Genomic DNA, 15,098 nt, shown 5'->3' on the forward strand with positions numbered 1-15,098 from the left:
TCCTCAAGGGCGCCCCGGAATGGCGAGAGCCGCGGCCGGTCGTCGGCCGCGGCTTCTGTGATCGGCATGGGCGTGGGACTCGCACGCCCATGCCGTCGGCGAACGCGAAGGTCCTGCGGTCAGTCCACGCTGGGCAGGATGTGGGGCTCGGCGAGGTCGTCCTCGTAGCCCGCGAGACGGATGGGGGCGGAGCGCGCCCACACGTCGAGACTGCCGATGTCCCCGGGCCGTCGGCCCGCGCGCTCCGGGCGTTCCTTGGGGCGCTGTTCGCGATTCGTCTTCTCCGGTGTCACCGCGCACTCCTTATGTGTCGGGCTCACCCTCGGGACGTGACCTGTCCAGTGCTACGGCCTGGTGCCAGGGCGTCCGCTCGGGCCTTGTGTCGAGATCGGGTTCGGACGCGGTGGCGCCGGTAACTCATGTGAGAGCAGGCCGTGGTGACCGGCTGTCCCGGGACGGACTGTGGGTGTGGGTGGGACCCCGTACTGCCGTCCGTCCGCTACAGATTAACCAAATGAGCGGAGGTCCGCTCGATAGGGGCTGAAAACATGGCGTAACCATTACGAGTCACCCGCCCTCTTCGGCCACCGTATGGCGGATTTTGCCCGGGTACGCGCCATTTGGGAGTCACCCGGTCGGCCTACACCGTCGCTCTGCTCTTCGACCGATCAGGGTCAGGCAGTTCAAGTCCCGTTGGCCGAATCGCAAGCCGCCCATGATCTGCTGACGTACGGCAACGGCTGGACCGGCGGAAGGTCTGACGCATGGAGCTGCGCAGCGTCGAAGAGCTGATGGATCTGTTGTACGCCTGTCGGCACCAGCGCGCGTTGCGGACCGCCGCCCTGCTGCGCCGCAGCCGCCCCGCCGACAAGGAGCTCCAGGTGGCGGGCCTTGTCCACGACATCGGACAGCTGCTCGGCCCGGCCGAGGAAACGGCGCGCGCCGACCGCGCGGCGCAGGCCGTACGCCCTCTGCTCGGCGAGCGCGTGCACCATCTCGTACGCCACCACGGCCCCACCACCGACGAGGACCTGCTGCGCCTGCGCGAGGCCGTCGAGGAGAGTGGGTCGGCCGGCTTCGACGCCGGGGTCCTGGAGGACTGGCGCGCGGTGCTGGAGCTGGTTGCCGCACGCAACTCCCGTTTGGAAACTGTCGACTGACGGCACGTCATGGGACCGTGCGGCGGTGACGTCGTCGTACGGACTGCACGGCCAGGCTGCCCTCGTGACCGGCGGCACCCGCGGGATCGGGCGCGAGGTCGTCCGGCAACCGGCCGACGCCGGGGCGCTGGTGTGCATCTTGGCGAGGAGGACGTCCGGCGGGCCGCCGCCGAGGTCGGCGGCGTCGGGCTCGCGGGCCCCAGCGCAGTGCAGCGTCACGGATCCGGAGCACCTGAGGACGGTCGTGGATCTCGCCCCGCGTGAGTTCGGCCGACTGGACATCGTCGTCAACGACGCGGCGACCAATCAACCCAACGGGCCCCTCATGGACGTGGCCCCCCAGGCCTGGCGCGAGGCCTTCACCGTCAACGTCGAGGCAACGCTGCGACTCGTGCAGGAGTCGTGGCGGCGGTGGATGCGGGAGCACGGCGGGTCGGGGTCAACGTCCGCACGGAGGGCGCCGCACATGTCGGTCCGAACGTCGGCGCGTACGGCGCCAGTGAAGTGTCGCTGCTGCATCTCACCCGGCAGCCGGCGGGCGAGCCGGCTCCCCGGGTGCGGGTGAACTCGGTGTCTCCCGGGCGTCCGGACGGAGATGGCGCGGTGCATGTAGGAGAAGGGGCCGGTCGAACTGCCATTGGGCCGGATCGGCGGGCCCGAGGACATCGTGCGGGCCGTGGTGTGGCTCGCGTCCGACGCGGCCATCGGGGGTGCCCCCGCGCGAGCGGAGTCAGAGCGTGGGGGAGGATCACCGGGGCCGATCTGCTGGTGGACACGGGCACGCGGGTGCGGGCGGCGCGGCCGGCTGGTACGCCGTACACGACCGGTTACGGGCGTACACGCCGCCGAATCCGTGACGCTCTCACGGGAAGAGCGCGATGCCCATGAGGATGATCAGGGCCGCGAAGACGACGAGCGCGATCATTCCCCAGCTCCAGGGGTGCTTGATCGGGTCGGACGCCCCGCCCCGGGGCCGGTCCTCGGGGATCTCGTGCCGGACCGGACGGTCGCTCGCGTAGAACTCCTCGTCGGTCGGGTAGTGGTTGCGCGGGTCGTCGAACGCGCGCGGATCGATGCTGTGTGGACGTGCCATGACAACTCCTGGCGAGGAACTGACCGGTGTCCGGGTTCCCCGTCGCCGACGGCCCACACGTCAGAGCCGCCGACGCTCTCGGTTCACCACTTCCCGGGCGCGTAGTCCTTCAGGAAGACCCCGTAGACGTCCTCGCCGTCCTCGCCGCGCACGATCGGGTCGTAGACGCGGGCCGCCCCGTCGACCAGATCGAGAGGGGCGTGGAAGCCCTCCTCGGCGAGGCGGAGCTTGTCGTAGTGGGGGCGCTCGTCGGTGATCCAGCCGGTGTCGACCGAGGTCATGAGGATGCCGTCGCTCTGGAACATCTCCTGGGCGCTGGTCCGGGTGACCATGTTCATCGCGGCCTTGGCGGCGTTGGTGTTGGGGTGGCCCGCGCCCTTGTAACCGCGGCCGAAGACGCCCTCCATAGCGGAGACGTTCACGACGTAGGCGCGACCGCTCCTGGCCTTCTTCGCCGCATCGGCCATGGCCGGGCGCAGAGCGCTGATCAGGATGAACGGTGCCGTGTAGTTGCACAGCTGGGTTTCGAGGAGCTCCACCGGGGAGATCTGCTCGATGGTCTGCACCCAGGTGTTGCTGTCGACGACGTCGGGGACCAGGCCGCCCGCGTCGATGGCGGTGCCGTCCAGGTGCCGGGCCACGCTGGCGTTGCCCGCGACCAGGGCGAGGTCGGCGACCTGCTGCGCGTCGATGCCGGAGATCCCGGCGGGCAGGGAGGCGAGCCCGTCGACCGCGCCGGAGCCGAAGGCGCCGATGACGTGGTGGGCGGGGAGTTCACCCGCGGGCAGCGGGGCGCTCTCGCCGTCGACGAGGGCGGCGTAGGCGGAGGGCAGTCGGCGTACGGTCTGCGTGGCGTTGTTGACCAGGATGTCGAGCGGGCCCGCCTCGGCGACCTGTTCGGCGAGGGCCACGGCCTGCGCCGGGTCGCGCAGGTCGATGCCGACGACCTCCAGGCGGTGCATCCAGTCCCCGGAATCGTCCATGGCCTTGAAGCGGCGGATGGCGTCCTTCGGGAAACGTGTGGTGATCGTGGTGTGGGCGCCGTCGCGCAGCAGCCGGAGCGCGATGTACATGCCGATCTTGGCACGGCCACCGGTGAGCAGGGCGCGCTTGCCGGTGAGGTCGGCGCGGACGTCGCGCTTGGCCCGGTTCAGGGCGGCGCAGTCCGGACAGAGCTGGTGGTAGAAGTAGTCGACCTCGACGTACCGGGTCTTGCAGGTGTAGCAGGAGCGGGGGCGCTGGAGTATCCCCGCGACCCTGCCCGCCTCGGTGACCGACGACGGCAGGATGCCCTCGGTCTCGTCGTCGATGCGCTGGGCGGAGCCGGTCGCCGTGGCCTCCGTGACCGCCTTGTCGTGGGCGGTCTTGGCGGCCCGCCGCTCCTGCCGGCGGCGCTGCTTGACCGTGCGGTAGATCCCGGCGGTGGCCCGGCGCACGGCGATCGCGTCCGGGTGGTCGACCTCCAGCTTGTCGAGTTCGTCGAGCACGCCGAGGCATACGGCCAGCCGCTCCGGGTCGATGCCGGGGCCGTGCACGACCTCGTCACCGAGCTGGTGCACGACCTCGTCCGTGGTCGTCGCCGGGCCGTCCTCTGTCACCGTCATCGCGCTGCCGTTTCCCTGGTCACCCGTGCGGCTCTCCGGCCGCGTCCGCTTGTCGGACGCGGAATTTTACTTCAGCGCCGGGGCCGGACGGAAAACCGGAAACGATCAAGAATCGCACGCGGCCAGCAGTTCCCTCACCTCCCCGGACAGGGCGTGGGCGAACCGGTCCAGATCGGGCACGGCCTCGGCGTCGGCGACGAGGCCGTAGTGGACCTGTCCCCGGTACGTCGAGATCGCGACCGCGAGGGACTGGCCGCGGGCGAGGGGCGCGAAGGGGTAGACCTCCGTGACCGGGTTGCCGCCGAGCTTCAGGCCGATGCCGGGCAGCGGCACGCTGGTGACGAGGATGTCGAACCAGAGCCGGGCGCCCTGGCCGACCAGGGGACCGGCGAGCCGGTGTCCGAGGGCCGGGACGTGGTCGGCGAGCAGGGCGACCGCACCGGCGCCCCGGTTGGGGCCCGCGTCCTTGTTGCGGTCCATCGCCGTGCGGACGGTGTCGAGGCGGCTCAGCGGGTCGGGGTCGTCGACCGGAAGCCGCATCAGGTAGCCGGAGAGCCGGTTGCCCTGGGGGTGCGCGGTGCGCGGACGGCGCTTGGAGACGGGGATCAGGGCGCGGGGCGCCACGCCCTCGCTGCCGTCGCCGCGCTCGTCCAGCCAGCGCCGCAGGGCTCCCGCGACGACCGCGATCAGGACGTCGTTGACGGTGCCGCCCCTGCTCTTGCGCACCCGGTGCACATCGTCGATGTCGACGGCCACTCCGGCGGTACGGCGGGTACCGCTCGGCTCGGCGGCGAGGGCGGCCGAGGAACGCACGCCCACGGAGGACAGGGCGACCGAGGCGCCGATGTCGAGGGCGCGGCCCACGTCGGAGACGGCACTCCGGACGAGCCCGCGCAGCTTGCGGACGTCCGGCAGCAGTGCCTTGGGCGGCTCCTCGGGGCGGGGTTTGCGCACGGGCAGGTCCATGGGGTCCAGGACGGCGGCGGCGAGCGTCAGCGCCCGCAGTCCGTCGGCCAGGGCGTGGTGGAACTTGAAGAGCACGGCGAAGGAGACACCGTCCTGCCCCGGCAGCACATGCGCCTCCCACGGCGGCCGTTCGCGGTCGAGCGGCTGCTGCATGAGCCGGCCGGCCTCGGTGTGGAAGTCCGCGGTCGGGGCGTGCAGCAGGACGTGCCGGCGCGGATCGAAGCCGGGGTCGGGGACTCGCGCGGCTCCCCCGAATGCGTACGGGAAGCCGAGCGGCCACACGTCCCGGATCAGCATCCTGAGGCCGGGCACGGCAGCGGCCCGGCCCGCGAGCAGGTCGGCCGCGTGGGCACCGGCGGTGGGCGAGTGTGCCGCGAAGACGCCGAGCGCTCCCAGGTGCATCGGGTGCTCGGCGGATTCCATGTTCCAGAACGCCAGGTCGAGAGGTGCGAGCAGGTCAGGAGTCAATGGCTTGCCTCGCGTCGACGAAGGGGTGAGCAAGCAGTCAACAGCCCTCCCGCGATTACGGTCAAGTACGATCAAGCTACACACAGTAAACGTCAGGTTAAGTCCCACCCCCTTTGAAAGGGGCGGGACTCATGGTGCGAGTGTGATCACCCGTCGCTCGTCGCACAACCCGCCGGAGTCGCCCGGGAGGAGTCCCGGAGCAGGGCCAAGTGCGCTGCCCTCACTCGTTCGGCGTCCGGCTTCAGGGCCTCGCGGTCGTAGCTGAGCAGCCTGTTGAACTCCCCTTCCACGTCCGAGATCTGTGTGTATACGGCCCCGTTGCTCCCCTTGCACACCAGCGCGCGCACCTCGTCCGGCTTGGCCGGATAGTCGTGGGTGCAGGTCGCCGGATCGACGTCGGCATACGGCTGCCGGACGGACCAGGCGTGTCCGGGCACCGCCAGACCGGAGTCCGCCGTACTCACCGCCGACCAGGGCACGCCTGCCGTCCGCCCCGTCCAGGGACATGACAAGTCTGCCCAGCGCATGCCGTCGACGGGTCGCACGCGGACAATGGACGGAAGAACCCTCCCCTGCCGGAAGAAGGCGACGGAGATGCCGAAGGTTTCCCGCGACACGGCCACCCAGGGCGGCGACTACGGCGCGGTCGTCGACCGGGCCGAGGTGTTCGGCGACTACACGGTCGACTTCCTGACATTCCGCGAGGACATCGACCACCGGCCTCTGCTCAAGGGGCTGCCCGACGACCGCTGCCAGTGCCCGCACTGGGGCTACGTCTTCAGGGGCGAACTCACCTTCCACTACGCGGACCACGACGAGGTCTACCACGAGGGCGACGCGTTCTACGCCCCCGCGGGGCATGTGCCGGTGCACACCGAGCCGGGCAGCGAATACCTCCAGATCAGCCCCTCGGACGAGCTGCGCCGGACCAGCGAGGTGATCATGAAGAACTTCGAGTCCCTGCGGGGTGGGGCGCCCGACGCCTAGGACACGAGCTGGCCCTTCCCGAGCGCGATCACCCCGCCCTTGGACACCGTGTACAGCTCCGCGTCCCGCTCCGGGTTCACCCCGATCGTGGCGCCCGGCGGGACCTCGACGTTCTTGTCGAGGACGGCACCGCGGACCACCGCGCCGCGGCCTATCTTGACGTTGTCGTGCAGCACGGAGCCCTGGACCACGGCCCCCGGGTCGACCACGACTCCGGGCGACAGCACGGACCGGGTGACCTGGCCCCGGATGAGGCAGCCGGCGCTGATGATGGACTCGCTGGCGATGCCTCCGGCGTTGAAGCGGGCCGGGGAGAGCTGGCCGGAGTGGGTGTAGATGGGCCACTGCCGGTTGTAGAGGTTGAAGGCGGGGCGCTCGGCGATCAGGTCCATGTGGGCGTCGTAGTACGCGTCCAGGGTGCCCACGTCCCGCCAGTAGCCGCGGTCACGGCTGGTCTCGCCGGGCACGTGGTTGGCGCTGAAGTCGTAGAGCTGGGCCTCGCCGCGGTCGGTGAGCTGCGGGAGGATCGAACCGCCCATGTCGTGCACGGAGTTCTCGTCCTCGGAGTCCCGTTGCAGCGCTTCGATCAGAGCCTTCGTCGTGAAGATGTAGTTGCCCATCGAGGCGAACACGCACTCCGGGTCGTCCGCGAGGCCCGGCGGGTCGGCCGGCTTCTCCAGGAAACGCTCCACCGTGAGTCCGTCCGAGCCCGGCGAGATCACCCCGAAGGACGGGGACTCGGAGCGCGGGACACGGATCCCGGCCACCGTGACACCGGCACCGGACTCGATGTGCTGGGCGAGCATCTGGCGCGGGTCCATGCGGTACACGTGGTCGGCGCCGAACACCACGACGTACTCGGGGCGTTCGTCGTAGATCAGGTTCAGCGACTGGAGGATCGCGTCCGCACTGCCCAGGTACCAGCGCGGACCGAGGCGCTGCTGGGCCGGGACCGGGGTGACGTAGTTGCCGAGCAGGCTGGACATCCGCCAGGTGGTGGTGATGTGGCGGTCCAGCGAGTGCGACTTGTACTGCGTGAGGACGCAGATGCGCAGAATGTCGCCGTTGACGAGGTTGGAGAGGACGAAGTCGACCAGGCGATACGTTCCTCCGAAGGTGACCGCCGGTTTGGCGCGGTCCGTGGTCAGGGGCATCAGGCGTTTGCCTTCTCCGCCCGCCAGTACGATGCCGAGCACCGAAGGTCCGCCACGACGCATGGCCGCTCCCCTCACCCTGGTTGACCCATGCCTGCCCTTGTAGGGGACTTAGTACGCCTGTTTGAGGATCTTCTCGTAGAGCCCCACCGTGCGCCGCGCGACCGCGTCCCAGCCGAACTCGCCCACCGCGCGCTCCCGTCCCGCCTCGCCCATCCGCCGAGCCGTGGCCGGATCGCCGATCACCGAGTCGAGTGCCCGCGCGAGCCCCTCCTCGAACGCGTCGTCCACGGGGACGAGCAGTCCGGTCCTGCCGTCGTCCACGACCTCCGGGATACCGCCGACTCGCGAGGCCACGACGGGAGTTCCGCAGGCCATCGCCTCCAGGTTGACGATGCCGAGGGGCTCGTACACCGAGGGGCAGACGAACACGGCCGCATGGGTGAGGAGTTGGATCACCTCGGGGCGCGGCAGCATCTGCGGGATCCAGTGCACGCCCTCGCGGACCCGGCTCAGCTCCTCGAAGAGCTCGCGGAACTCCCGGTCGATCTCCGGGGTGTCGGGGGCTCCCGCGCACAGCACGACCTGTGCGGCAGGGTCGATGTCCCGTACCGCGCGCAGCAGATGGGGCACGCCCTTCTGGCGGGTGATGCGGCCGACGAACAGCACGAACGGACGGTCGCGGTCCAGGCCGACGCGGTCCAGTACGTCGGTGCCGTGGTCGGGCCGGTAGAGGGTGGTGTCGATGCCGTTGTGCACGATGTGGACCTTGGCCGGATCCAGCGCCGGGTAACAGCCGAGGATGTCCTCGCGCATCGCTCCGGAGACGGCGATCACGGCGTCGGCGGACTCGATCGCGGTGCGCTCGGCCCAGCTCGACAGGGCGTATCCGCCGCCGAGTTGCTCGGCCTTCCAGGGGCGCAGGGGCTCGAGGGAATGCGCGGTCATCACATGCGGGATGCCGTGCAGGAGCTTGCCGAGGTGCCCTGCGAGGTTGGCGTACCAGGTGTGGGAGTGAACCAGGTCGCGGTCTTCGAGCCCCGCCGCCATGGACAGGTCCACGGAGAAGGTGCGCAGCGCGTCGTTGGCGGTGTCCAGCGCGGACCAGGGCCGGTGCCGGATCACGCCCTCCGCCCGCTCCTTGGCGGAGACCTCGCCCCAGCAGTGCACGTCCAGGTCGACCAGGGATCTCAACTCCCGGGCGAGGAACTCGACATGGACACCCGCGCCGCCGTACACGTCCGGCGGGTACTCCCGGGTCAGCAGGCCCACACGCACCCGGAACCCCCTGTCTCAGACTGGTCGGCCTTCATGGTCACCCAGATGCGCCGCGCGGGGAAGAGCCCGGGGCTCGTGTGAAGCAACAGTCACCGCACACGCCACCCCCCGGCAACCGGTAGTACAGACAACAACTGCGGCGCCGCAGCGTGGTGCCGTCGAGGGTGCCTTCGAGCAGCGGATGGGCGAGGAGTTCGGCCGCGAGGTCGCGGGCTACGGTACTGCGGTGGCCCAGTTGGCGGACGGCTCCCGTGAGGGCCGAGCCGGCATTGCCCCACAGCAGGCCGGTGGCCAGCCGGTACTCGGTGTGCAGCGTTGCCGCCAGCGGTTCGAGGTGACCCCGCAGCACGACCTCGGCGATCGTCCCGGCATCGCCCGGAAGCGGCAGCAAGCCGTCCAGCCACAGATCGTCGGGGGCGCTCGCGTCGGGGTCCCAGCGCAGACGGTGCGGGGCCAGGTCCGGGATCCGCCCGTACCGGACGGCACAGCCGAGCGCCACCGACCACAGCCTGGCCGCGAGGCCCAGGTGCGCGATGGAGGCCGCGATCCGGGGCTCGGGGGCGCGCAGGGCCGCCGCGACCTTGCGGACACGAAAAGTCATGGGATTTCCGTAAACATCCGACGACCGGTTCTCGTAGACTTGTGCGAGAGACGGCAGCGCTCTGGGCGACGCCTCGGCCGTGCTGCCGATCGTGCGTAGTACGAAGAAGCCGCCGAGCGGCCGCAGCGCCATGAGATCCGGGTCGAGGTCCACGAACAGCAGTAGTACCAAGGCCCCTAGGGGTGCCCTCCAGGGGGCCTCCACCCCGTGTCACCCGCCTTGGGGAGGACACGGACCCTTTTGTACTCCATCGGCAGTAGGACCCATTGCCTGCTCAGGTACGACGACGGGAAGAAGTTTTCCGGGCATCGTGTTGGTCATGGAAGACGACCGTTCGTCGCGCCGGGCAAACCGCCCCCGCCTTACGCAGAGGAGCAGCTCATGAGTGCCCTCGCGTTGTCTGTGCTCCTCTCCCTCGTCTCCGCCGTCGCCTACGCGGGTGGAGCGATCGTGCAGGAGCAGGTCGCGGTGTCGCACCCCGACGAGCAGTACGCGCCGCTGCGCCGGCCGAGCTGGTGGGCGGCGGTCGCGCTGAACGGTCTCGGTGGACTGCTGCACGTGGTGGCGCTCGCCTACGGTCCCCTCAGTCTGGTCCAGCCGCTGGGCGCTCTGACCATCGTGTTCGCACTGCCGATGGCGGCGCTGTTCGTGCGCCGCAGGGCCGGGGCCACCGCCTGGCGGGGCGCGATCATGGCGACCGTGGGTCTGGCCGGTCTGCTCTCTCTGGTGGGCGCCTCCGACGCGCAGTCGCTGAGCACGGCCCAGCGGGTGTCCGCCGGACTGTTGACGGTCGTCGCGGTGGTCGCGCTGATGATCGCGGGCCGGGCCGCGCACCGGCACCCGGTGGTGCGCAGCATGCTGCTCGCGACCGCGTCCGGCATAGCGTTCGGCATGTCCTCGGTGTTCACCAAGACGGTCGCCGTCGACTGGACCGGCGGCATATCGGCGGCGGAGCTGCCGTCGCTGGCCGCGATCGGTGTCCTGGCCACGACCGGACTGATGCTGTCGCAGGCCTCGTACCGCGGTGCCGGTCTCGCGGCCCCGCTGGCCACGCTGACGGTCGTGAACCCGGTGGTGGCGGCCGCGGTCGGCATCACGATGTTCGGCGAAACCTTCCGCTACGGCACCACGGGCACCGCGCTCGCCCTGAGCTGCGGTGTGGTGGCGGCAGGCGGACTGATCCTGCTGACGACGGAACGGATCCAGCGCACCCACGCCGAGGCGGAGCCCGCGGCGGCCGAGCACGGGGGCGTGTTCGTCCCGGCCCCCGTCGAGGAACCGGCCGACGCGGTCCTGCGCGAGGGTGTGCTCATCGAGGAGGTCGCCGCCCTGCGCGAGGAGCTGCTCGTCCCGGGTCCCGCCACGCCGACAGCCGTTGAGACGGCTGTGCCGCTGCCGGAAGGCCCGGGCCCGTCCGACGAGCTCCTGGGCGACCTGGGCGACGAGCCTCCGGCGTACTACGGCCCCTTCTACGGCGCCGCGTACATTCCGATGCCGGTCCTGGACCGGCACCGCACGCGTGTCAAATCCTGATGCCGCCGGTCCTGAGATAGGCCACCGGGTCGATGTCGGTACCGAAGCCGGGCCCCGTCCGCACCTCGAAGTGCAGATGCGGGCCCGAGCTGTTTCCGGTGGACCCGGAGCGGCCGATGCGCTGCCCGCCGCCCACCGACTGCCCTGCCTTCACGGAGATCGCGGACAGATGGGCGTACTGCGTGTAGCGGCCGTCGGCGTGCCGGATGACCACCTGGTAGCCGAAGGAGCCGCCCCACCCCGAGGTGACGACCTTGCCGGACGCGACCGCCTTCACGGAGGTCCCGGTGGGCACCGGGAAGTCGACGCCGGTGTGGTAGCCCTTCGACCAGGCCGAGCCCGCCTTGCGGTACGGGGTGCCGAGGGAGGCGTTCACCGGGGCGACCAGGCCCGTGTCCGTGGCCTTCTTCGCGGTCTCCTCGGTGCCGGAGGAGGTGGTCTTCTTCACCGAGGTGGTGTCGGCGGTGGTGGTCGTACCGGCGGCGGCCCGCAGTTTCAGCCGCTGCCCGGGCAGGATCAGGTCGGGGTCGGCGCCGACGGCCTTCCGGTTGGCGGCGTAGAGCTGCCGCCAGCCGCCGCGCACCTTCTGGGCGTCCGCGATCCCCGAGAGCGAGTCGCCGCGGACCACGGTGTACATCTCGGCGGTCCCGGCCCGCGACTGCGGGGTGGTCTGCGGCTGGACGTCCTGAACTGAGGCCGACTTCTTGGTGAGGGGCTGGATGTCCGGCGTGGAGCCCCCGCGGGTGAGCCCGGCCCGCACCGAACACGCCGGCCAGGCGCCCGGGCCCTGTCCGTCCAGCACCTTCTCGGCCACGGCGATCTGCTGGTCCTTGGTGGCCAGATCCGCGCGTGCCGCGTACCGGGTGCCGCCGTACGCCTCCCAGGTCGACTGGGTGAACTGGAGCCCGCCGTAGTAGCCGTTGCCGGTGTTGATGCTCCAGTTGTTGCTGGACTCGCAGGCGGCGACCTTGTTCCAGGTGTCCACGTCGGCCGCGTGGGCCGTGCCGGTGCCGATGAGCGGGACCGCGATGCCGACGCCGCCCGCCGTGACGGTGAGCGAGGCGCGGTTGATCCTGTTCGGCTGATACCGGCGGTGCCGGCCGCGTACGGCCATGGAGGCCTCCCCCTACAACATGCGTCATGCGTCAGGAGGGGCAAAAGTAAGCGCGGCGAACAGGCCATGACAAGACGGCAATCGGCCTCTTCGGGGCGGCCGTCGGGCCGGTGTCCCCGGCTGAACGCAACAAGGCGCGCGAACCGTATCCCTGGTGTGCGGCCGGTCCCCCGACAAGCCAGGATGGCCGGTGGACAATACTGACAAGCACGACCGGCAGCAGAGCGTTACATGACCTACGCGATCCACGGGATCTTTTGGGAGCAGGCGGTATGAGCACAACAGCGCAGATCGGCGTCACGGGCCTGGCGGTCATGGGCCGCAACCTGGCCCGCAACTTCGCCCGCAACGGCTATACGGTCGCCCTGCACAACCGGACCGCGTCGCGCACGCACGCCCTGGTCGAGGAGTTCGGCTCCGAGGGCGACTTCATCGCGGCCGAGACCGCGAAGGAGTTCGTGGCGGCTCTGGAGCGGCCGCGCCGTCTGGTCATCATGGTCAAGGCCGGTGAGCCGACCGACGCGGTGATCCAGGAGTTCGCCCCGCTCCTCGAACCCGGCGACATGATCATCGACGGTGGCAACGCGCACTTCGCGGACACCCGGCGCCGGGAGCGCGAACTGCGGGAGCAGGGCATCCACTTCGTGGGCATGGGGGTCTCCGGCGGCGAGGAGGGCGCGCTGCACGGGCCGAGCATCATGCCGGGCGGCCCGAAGGAGTCGTACGACTCCCTCGGCCCGATGCTGGAGAAGATCTCCGCGAAGGCGGCGGACGGTGCGCCCTGTGTGACGCACGTCGGTCCCGACGGGGCCGGGCACTTCGTGAAGATGGTCCACAACGGCATCGAGTACGCCGACATGCAGCTGATCGGTGAGGCCTACCAGTTGCTGCGGGACGTGGCCGGGTACTCCCCCGCCCAGATCGCCGACATCTTCCGCACGTGGAACACCGGTCGCCTGGACTCGTACCTGATCGAGATCACGGCCGAGGTGCTCTCCCACGTGGACGCGGCGACCGGCAAGCCGTTCGTGGACGTGGTGGTGGACCAGGCCGAGCAGAAGGGGACCGGCCGCTGGACCGTCCAGATCGCCCTCGACCTGGGTGTCCCGGTGTCGGGCATCGCGGAGGCGGTCTTCGCGCGGTCGCTGTCCGGCCACGCGGAGTTGCGGGAGGCGTCCCGCGGTCTCGCCGGGCCCAAGGCGTCCCCTCTGTCGGAGTCCGAGGCGGGTGCCTTCGCGGACCGTGTGGAGCAGGCGCTGTACGCGTCGAAGATCGTGTCGTACACGCAGGGCTTCCATGAGATCGCGGCCGCCCGCGAGGAGTACGACTGGGACATCGACCTCGGTGCCGTCTCCGCGATCTGGCGCGGCGGCTGCATCATTCGGGCGGCCTTCCTGGACCGTATCCGGTCGGCCTACGACACCCGCGCGGACCTGCCGAGCCTGCTCTCCGACGACACCTTCGCCCAGGAGATCGCCTCGGCGCAGGACGACTGGCGCGACGTGATCATCGCGGCGACGCGGCAGGGGGTGCCGGTGCCCGGGTTCTCGGCGGCGCTGGCGTACTACGACGCGCTGCGCGCGGAGCGTCTTCCGGCCGCACTCACCCAGGGACAGCGGGACTTCTTCGGTGCGCACACGTACCGGCGGACGGACCGGGACGGGTCGTTCCACACGCTGTGGGGCGGCGACCGGTCCGAGGTGACCGGCTAGCCATGGCCGTTGCAGGGAGGAGGGCCGCCGGTCGGCGGCCCTCCTCTTGTGCGTTCACCCGGGATGCGGGATGTGCGTGCAGCGGCTGCGTGGACATCAGCCATCAACAGGCGGAGGTGCCAGTCGCGGTCAGCTGAGCGGCGGCCCGGGTTCCGGGTTCGGTACCGGCTCAGGGCCCGGCGGGATCGGGGACGGCGCCGGATCGGGGGCCGGGACGGGTCCCGGGGCCGGGTTCGGGTCCGGGGGCGACGGGGGCTCCGGGGTCGGGCCCGGTGTGGGGACCGGGCCGGGGCCCGGGGTGGGACCCGGTGGGACGGGGTCGGGGAACGGGTTCGTCATGAGGTCCTCCAGCCAGTCGGTCGACGTCGGCTCTGGACTACTCCCCGCGTACCCATGAGCCCTCCCGGCAGTCACCCGTCCGCATGACGGCGCGGCCCGCGTGCGCTGCCTTCTCGTGACGGCGAGGTCAGCTCAGAAACCCTCAGGATGAGCCGTCAGCCACGCCTGCGCCGCGTCGAGCAGTTCCGGGGTGGCCGCCGGGGCCTCATCGGGATGGCGCTCGGCCCACTTGACGACGTACGGGCAGAGCGGGGCGACCGGGATGCCCTCGCGGGCCGCGATGGTGTAGAGCTCGCGGGTCAGGGAGCCCGCGATGCCCTTCCCCTCGTGCGCCGGCTCCACGATGGTGTGGACCGGGACCAGGGCCCGCTCCGGCGATTCGAGCACGAAGTACTGGATGTGGCCGACGACTTCGCCTCCCCCGGAACCGAAGGCCTCCAGGCGGCCGGCCTGTCGGTCGTCACGGATCTCGATGTCGCTCATGAACACGCTCCTGGTCCAAGGTCGTGGCGCGTCGCGTCGGGGTCAGGCCGACACCGCCTGCGGACTGCGCTCCTGGTCCGAACCCGGCACCGGCTCGGACGGGTCGGACCCCAGCGCCACGACACGGTTGTCGCGGTCCACGTGCACGACCCGGGGTTCGAGTGCCCGCGCCTCGGCGTCGGTCACTTGAGCGTAACTGATGATGATCACCAGATCGCCGGGGTGGACGAGATGGGCGGCGGCACCGTTGATACCGATCACGCCCGAACCACGCTCGCCCTTGATGACGTACGTCTCCAGCCGGGCGCCGTTGGTGATGTCGACGATGTGGACGAGCTCACCGGGCAACAGGTCGGCGGCGTCGAGAAGGTCCGCGTCGATGGTCACCGATCCCACGTAGTGCAGGTCGGCCTGGGTGACGGTGGCTCGGTGGATCTTGGACTTGAACATGGTGCGCAGCATTTTGAACTCCTGGAAGACGGCTCCCTGCCAGCTTTCTGCAGGTCAAGGGCTTTTTTCACTCTACAACGGCAGGCTTCGCACTGATTTCCCGCCTGCTGTTCAGGTACCGACGCTGACCGATCACTGAGATTCCTGATGCAGTGC

At 70.5% G+C, this 15,098-nt stretch carries 15 protein-coding genes and 1 pseudogene; 5 read left to right on the forward strand and 11 right to left on the reverse strand.

Annotated features, from left to right (window positions below; all coding sequences use genetic code 11):
- Nucleotides 1-119 precede the first annotated feature (119 nt).
- A complete protein-coding gene (locus ACI2L1_RS10085) occupies nucleotides 120-293 on the reverse strand; it encodes a hypothetical protein (protein WP_007386357.1) in 174 nt (57 codons plus the stop codon).
- Nucleotides 294-764: 471 nt separating this feature from the next.
- Between ACI2L1_RS10085 and ACI2L1_RS10090 the strand changes: the two genes are divergently transcribed.
- Both ACI2L1_RS10090 and ACI2L1_RS10095 read left to right on the forward strand, forming a co-directional pair.
- Complete coding sequence (locus ACI2L1_RS10090) at nucleotides 765-1,160, forward strand: hypothetical protein (protein WP_404738841.1); 396 nt, start codon at nucleotides 765-767, stop codon at nucleotides 1,158-1,160.
- Between the two features lie 64 nt (nucleotides 1,161-1,224).
- The gene (locus ACI2L1_RS10095) at nucleotides 1,225-1,725 is read left to right on the forward strand and encodes an SDR family NAD(P)-dependent oxidoreductase (RefSeq protein WP_404739010.1); all 501 of its coding nucleotides are present in this window, start codon (nucleotides 1,225-1,227) and stop codon (nucleotides 1,723-1,725) included.
- A 297-nt stretch (nucleotides 1,726-2,022) separates the two neighbouring features.
- Here ACI2L1_RS10095 and ACI2L1_RS10100 read toward each other — a convergent pair whose 3' ends face one another.
- The 4 genes and pseudogenes from ACI2L1_RS10100 to ACI2L1_RS10115 all read right to left on the reverse strand — a co-directional run.
- The gene (locus ACI2L1_RS10100) at nucleotides 2,023-2,253 is read right to left on the reverse strand and encodes a hypothetical protein (protein ID WP_404738842.1); all 231 of its coding nucleotides are present in this window, start codon (nucleotides 2,251-2,253) and stop codon (nucleotides 2,023-2,025) included.
- 83 nt (nucleotides 2,254-2,336) lie between these two features.
- Nucleotides 2,337-3,857 (reverse strand): SDR family NAD(P)-dependent oxidoreductase, encoded by a 1,521-nt coding sequence (locus ACI2L1_RS10105; protein ID WP_404738843.1) that lies wholly within the window; start codon nucleotides 3,855-3,857, stop codon nucleotides 2,337-2,339.
- A gap of 105 nt (nucleotides 3,858-3,962) precedes the next feature.
- On the reverse strand, nucleotides 3,963-5,291 hold the full coding sequence (locus ACI2L1_RS10110) for a wax ester/triacylglycerol synthase family O-acyltransferase (protein WP_404738844.1): 1,329 nt from the start codon (nucleotides 5,289-5,291) through the stop codon (nucleotides 3,963-3,965).
- Between the two features lie 146 nt (nucleotides 5,292-5,437).
- Nucleotides 5,438-5,780: pseudogene (locus ACI2L1_RS10115) on the reverse strand (glycoside hydrolase family 2); the annotation flags it as partial.
- A 105-nt stretch (nucleotides 5,781-5,885) separates the two neighbouring features.
- On the opposite strand from ACI2L1_RS10115, the gene ACI2L1_RS10120 reads away from it, so the two are divergent.
- The gene (locus ACI2L1_RS10120; protein WP_404738845.1) at nucleotides 5,886-6,278 is read left to right on the forward strand and encodes a hypothetical protein; all 393 of its coding nucleotides are present in this window, start codon (nucleotides 5,886-5,888) and stop codon (nucleotides 6,276-6,278) included.
- Here ACI2L1_RS10120 and glgC read toward each other — a convergent pair.
- Genes glgC through ACI2L1_RS10135 form a run of 3 tightly spaced genes read right to left on the reverse strand, consistent with a single transcriptional unit; the run spans nucleotide 6,275 to nucleotide 9,482 of the window.
- A complete protein-coding gene (gene glgC / locus ACI2L1_RS10125; RefSeq protein WP_404738846.1) occupies nucleotides 6,275-7,495 on the reverse strand; it encodes a glucose-1-phosphate adenylyltransferase in 1,221 nt (406 codons plus the stop codon). The genes ACI2L1_RS10120 and glgC overlap by 4 nt on opposite strands.
- Before the next feature lie 48 nt (nucleotides 7,496-7,543).
- On the reverse strand, nucleotides 7,544-8,710 hold the full coding sequence (gene glgA, locus ACI2L1_RS10130) for a glycogen synthase (protein ID WP_404738847.1): 1,167 nt from the start codon (nucleotides 8,708-8,710) through the stop codon (nucleotides 7,544-7,546).
- 37 nt (nucleotides 8,711-8,747) lie between these two features.
- Nucleotides 8,748-9,482 (reverse strand): (2Fe-2S)-binding protein, encoded by a 735-nt coding sequence (locus ACI2L1_RS10135; RefSeq protein WP_404738848.1) that lies wholly within the window; start codon nucleotides 9,480-9,482, stop codon nucleotides 8,748-8,750.
- A gap of 210 nt (nucleotides 9,483-9,692) precedes the next feature.
- Between ACI2L1_RS10135 and ACI2L1_RS10140 the strand changes: the two genes are divergently transcribed.
- Nucleotides 9,693-10,844: a DMT family transporter gene (locus ACI2L1_RS10140; protein ID WP_404738849.1), complete on the forward strand. Its 1,152-nt coding sequence runs from the start codon at nucleotides 9,693-9,695 to the stop codon at nucleotides 10,842-10,844.
- Here the strand turns inward: ACI2L1_RS10140 and ACI2L1_RS10145 are convergent.
- Complete coding sequence (locus tag ACI2L1_RS10145; protein ID WP_404738850.1) at nucleotides 10,834-11,958, reverse strand: transglycosylase family protein; 1,125 nt, start codon at nucleotides 11,956-11,958, stop codon at nucleotides 10,834-10,836. The genes ACI2L1_RS10140 and ACI2L1_RS10145 overlap by 11 nt on opposite strands.
- Before the next feature lie 272 nt (nucleotides 11,959-12,230).
- Between ACI2L1_RS10145 and gndA the strand changes: the two genes are divergently transcribed.
- On the forward strand, nucleotides 12,231-13,670 hold the full coding sequence (gndA, locus tag ACI2L1_RS10150) for an NADP-dependent phosphogluconate dehydrogenase (RefSeq protein WP_404738851.1): 1,440 nt from the start codon (nucleotides 12,231-12,233) through the stop codon (nucleotides 13,668-13,670).
- 471 nt (nucleotides 13,671-14,141) lie between these two features.
- On the opposite strand, the gene ACI2L1_RS10155 is transcribed toward gndA, so the two are convergent.
- Together ACI2L1_RS10155 and panD are read right to left on the reverse strand one after the other, a co-directional pair.
- A complete protein-coding gene (locus ACI2L1_RS10155) occupies nucleotides 14,142-14,492 on the reverse strand; it encodes a GNAT family N-acetyltransferase (RefSeq protein WP_404738852.1) in 351 nt (116 codons plus the stop codon).
- A gap of 42 nt (nucleotides 14,493-14,534) precedes the next feature.
- Nucleotides 14,535-14,954: an aspartate 1-decarboxylase gene (panD, locus tag ACI2L1_RS10160; RefSeq protein WP_404738853.1), complete on the reverse strand. Its 420-nt coding sequence runs from the start codon at nucleotides 14,952-14,954 to the stop codon at nucleotides 14,535-14,537.
- Nucleotides 14,955-15,098 lie beyond the last annotated feature (144 nt).

This window comes from Streptomyces sp. NPDC019531 (assembly GCF_044903305.1).
GTDB lineage: Bacteria > Actinomycetota > Actinomycetes > Streptomycetales > Streptomycetaceae > Streptomyces.

Excerpts from the sequence above, each read along its gene's own strand:
- ACI2L1_RS10090 (WP_404738841.1), top strand. The coding sequence starts at position 765 with ATGGAGCTGCGCAGCGTCGAAGAGCTGATGGATCTGTTGTACGCCTGT.
- gndA (WP_404738851.1), top strand. The coding sequence starts at position 12,231 with ATGAGCACAACAGCGCAGATCGGCGTCACGGGCCTGGCGGTCATGGGC.
- ACI2L1_RS10155 (WP_404738852.1), bottom strand. The coding sequence starts at position 14,492 with ATGAGCGACATCGAGATCCGTGACGACCGACAGGCCGGCCGCCTGGAG.
- panD (WP_404738853.1), bottom strand. The coding sequence starts at position 14,954 with ATGCTGCGCACCATGTTCAAGTCCAAGATCCACCGAGCCACCGTCACC.
- ACI2L1_RS10105 (WP_404738843.1), bottom strand. The coding sequence starts at position 3,857 with ATGACGGTGACAGAGGACGGCCCGGCGACGACCACGGACGAGGTCGTG.
- glgC (WP_404738846.1), bottom strand. The coding sequence starts at position 7,495 with ATGCGTCGTGGCGGACCTTCGGTGCTCGGCATCGTACTGGCGGGCGGA.
- ACI2L1_RS10120 (WP_404738845.1), top strand. The coding sequence starts at position 5,886 with ATGCCGAAGGTTTCCCGCGACACGGCCACCCAGGGCGGCGACTACGGC.
- ACI2L1_RS10140 (WP_404738849.1), top strand. The coding sequence starts at position 9,693 with ATGAGTGCCCTCGCGTTGTCTGTGCTCCTCTCCCTCGTCTCCGCCGTC.
- ACI2L1_RS10145 (WP_404738850.1), bottom strand. The coding sequence starts at position 11,958 with ATGGCCGTACGCGGCCGGCACCGCCGGTATCAGCCGAACAGGATCAAC.
- ACI2L1_RS10100 (WP_404738842.1), bottom strand. The coding sequence starts at position 2,253 with ATGGCACGTCCACACAGCATCGATCCGCGCGCGTTCGACGACCCGCGC.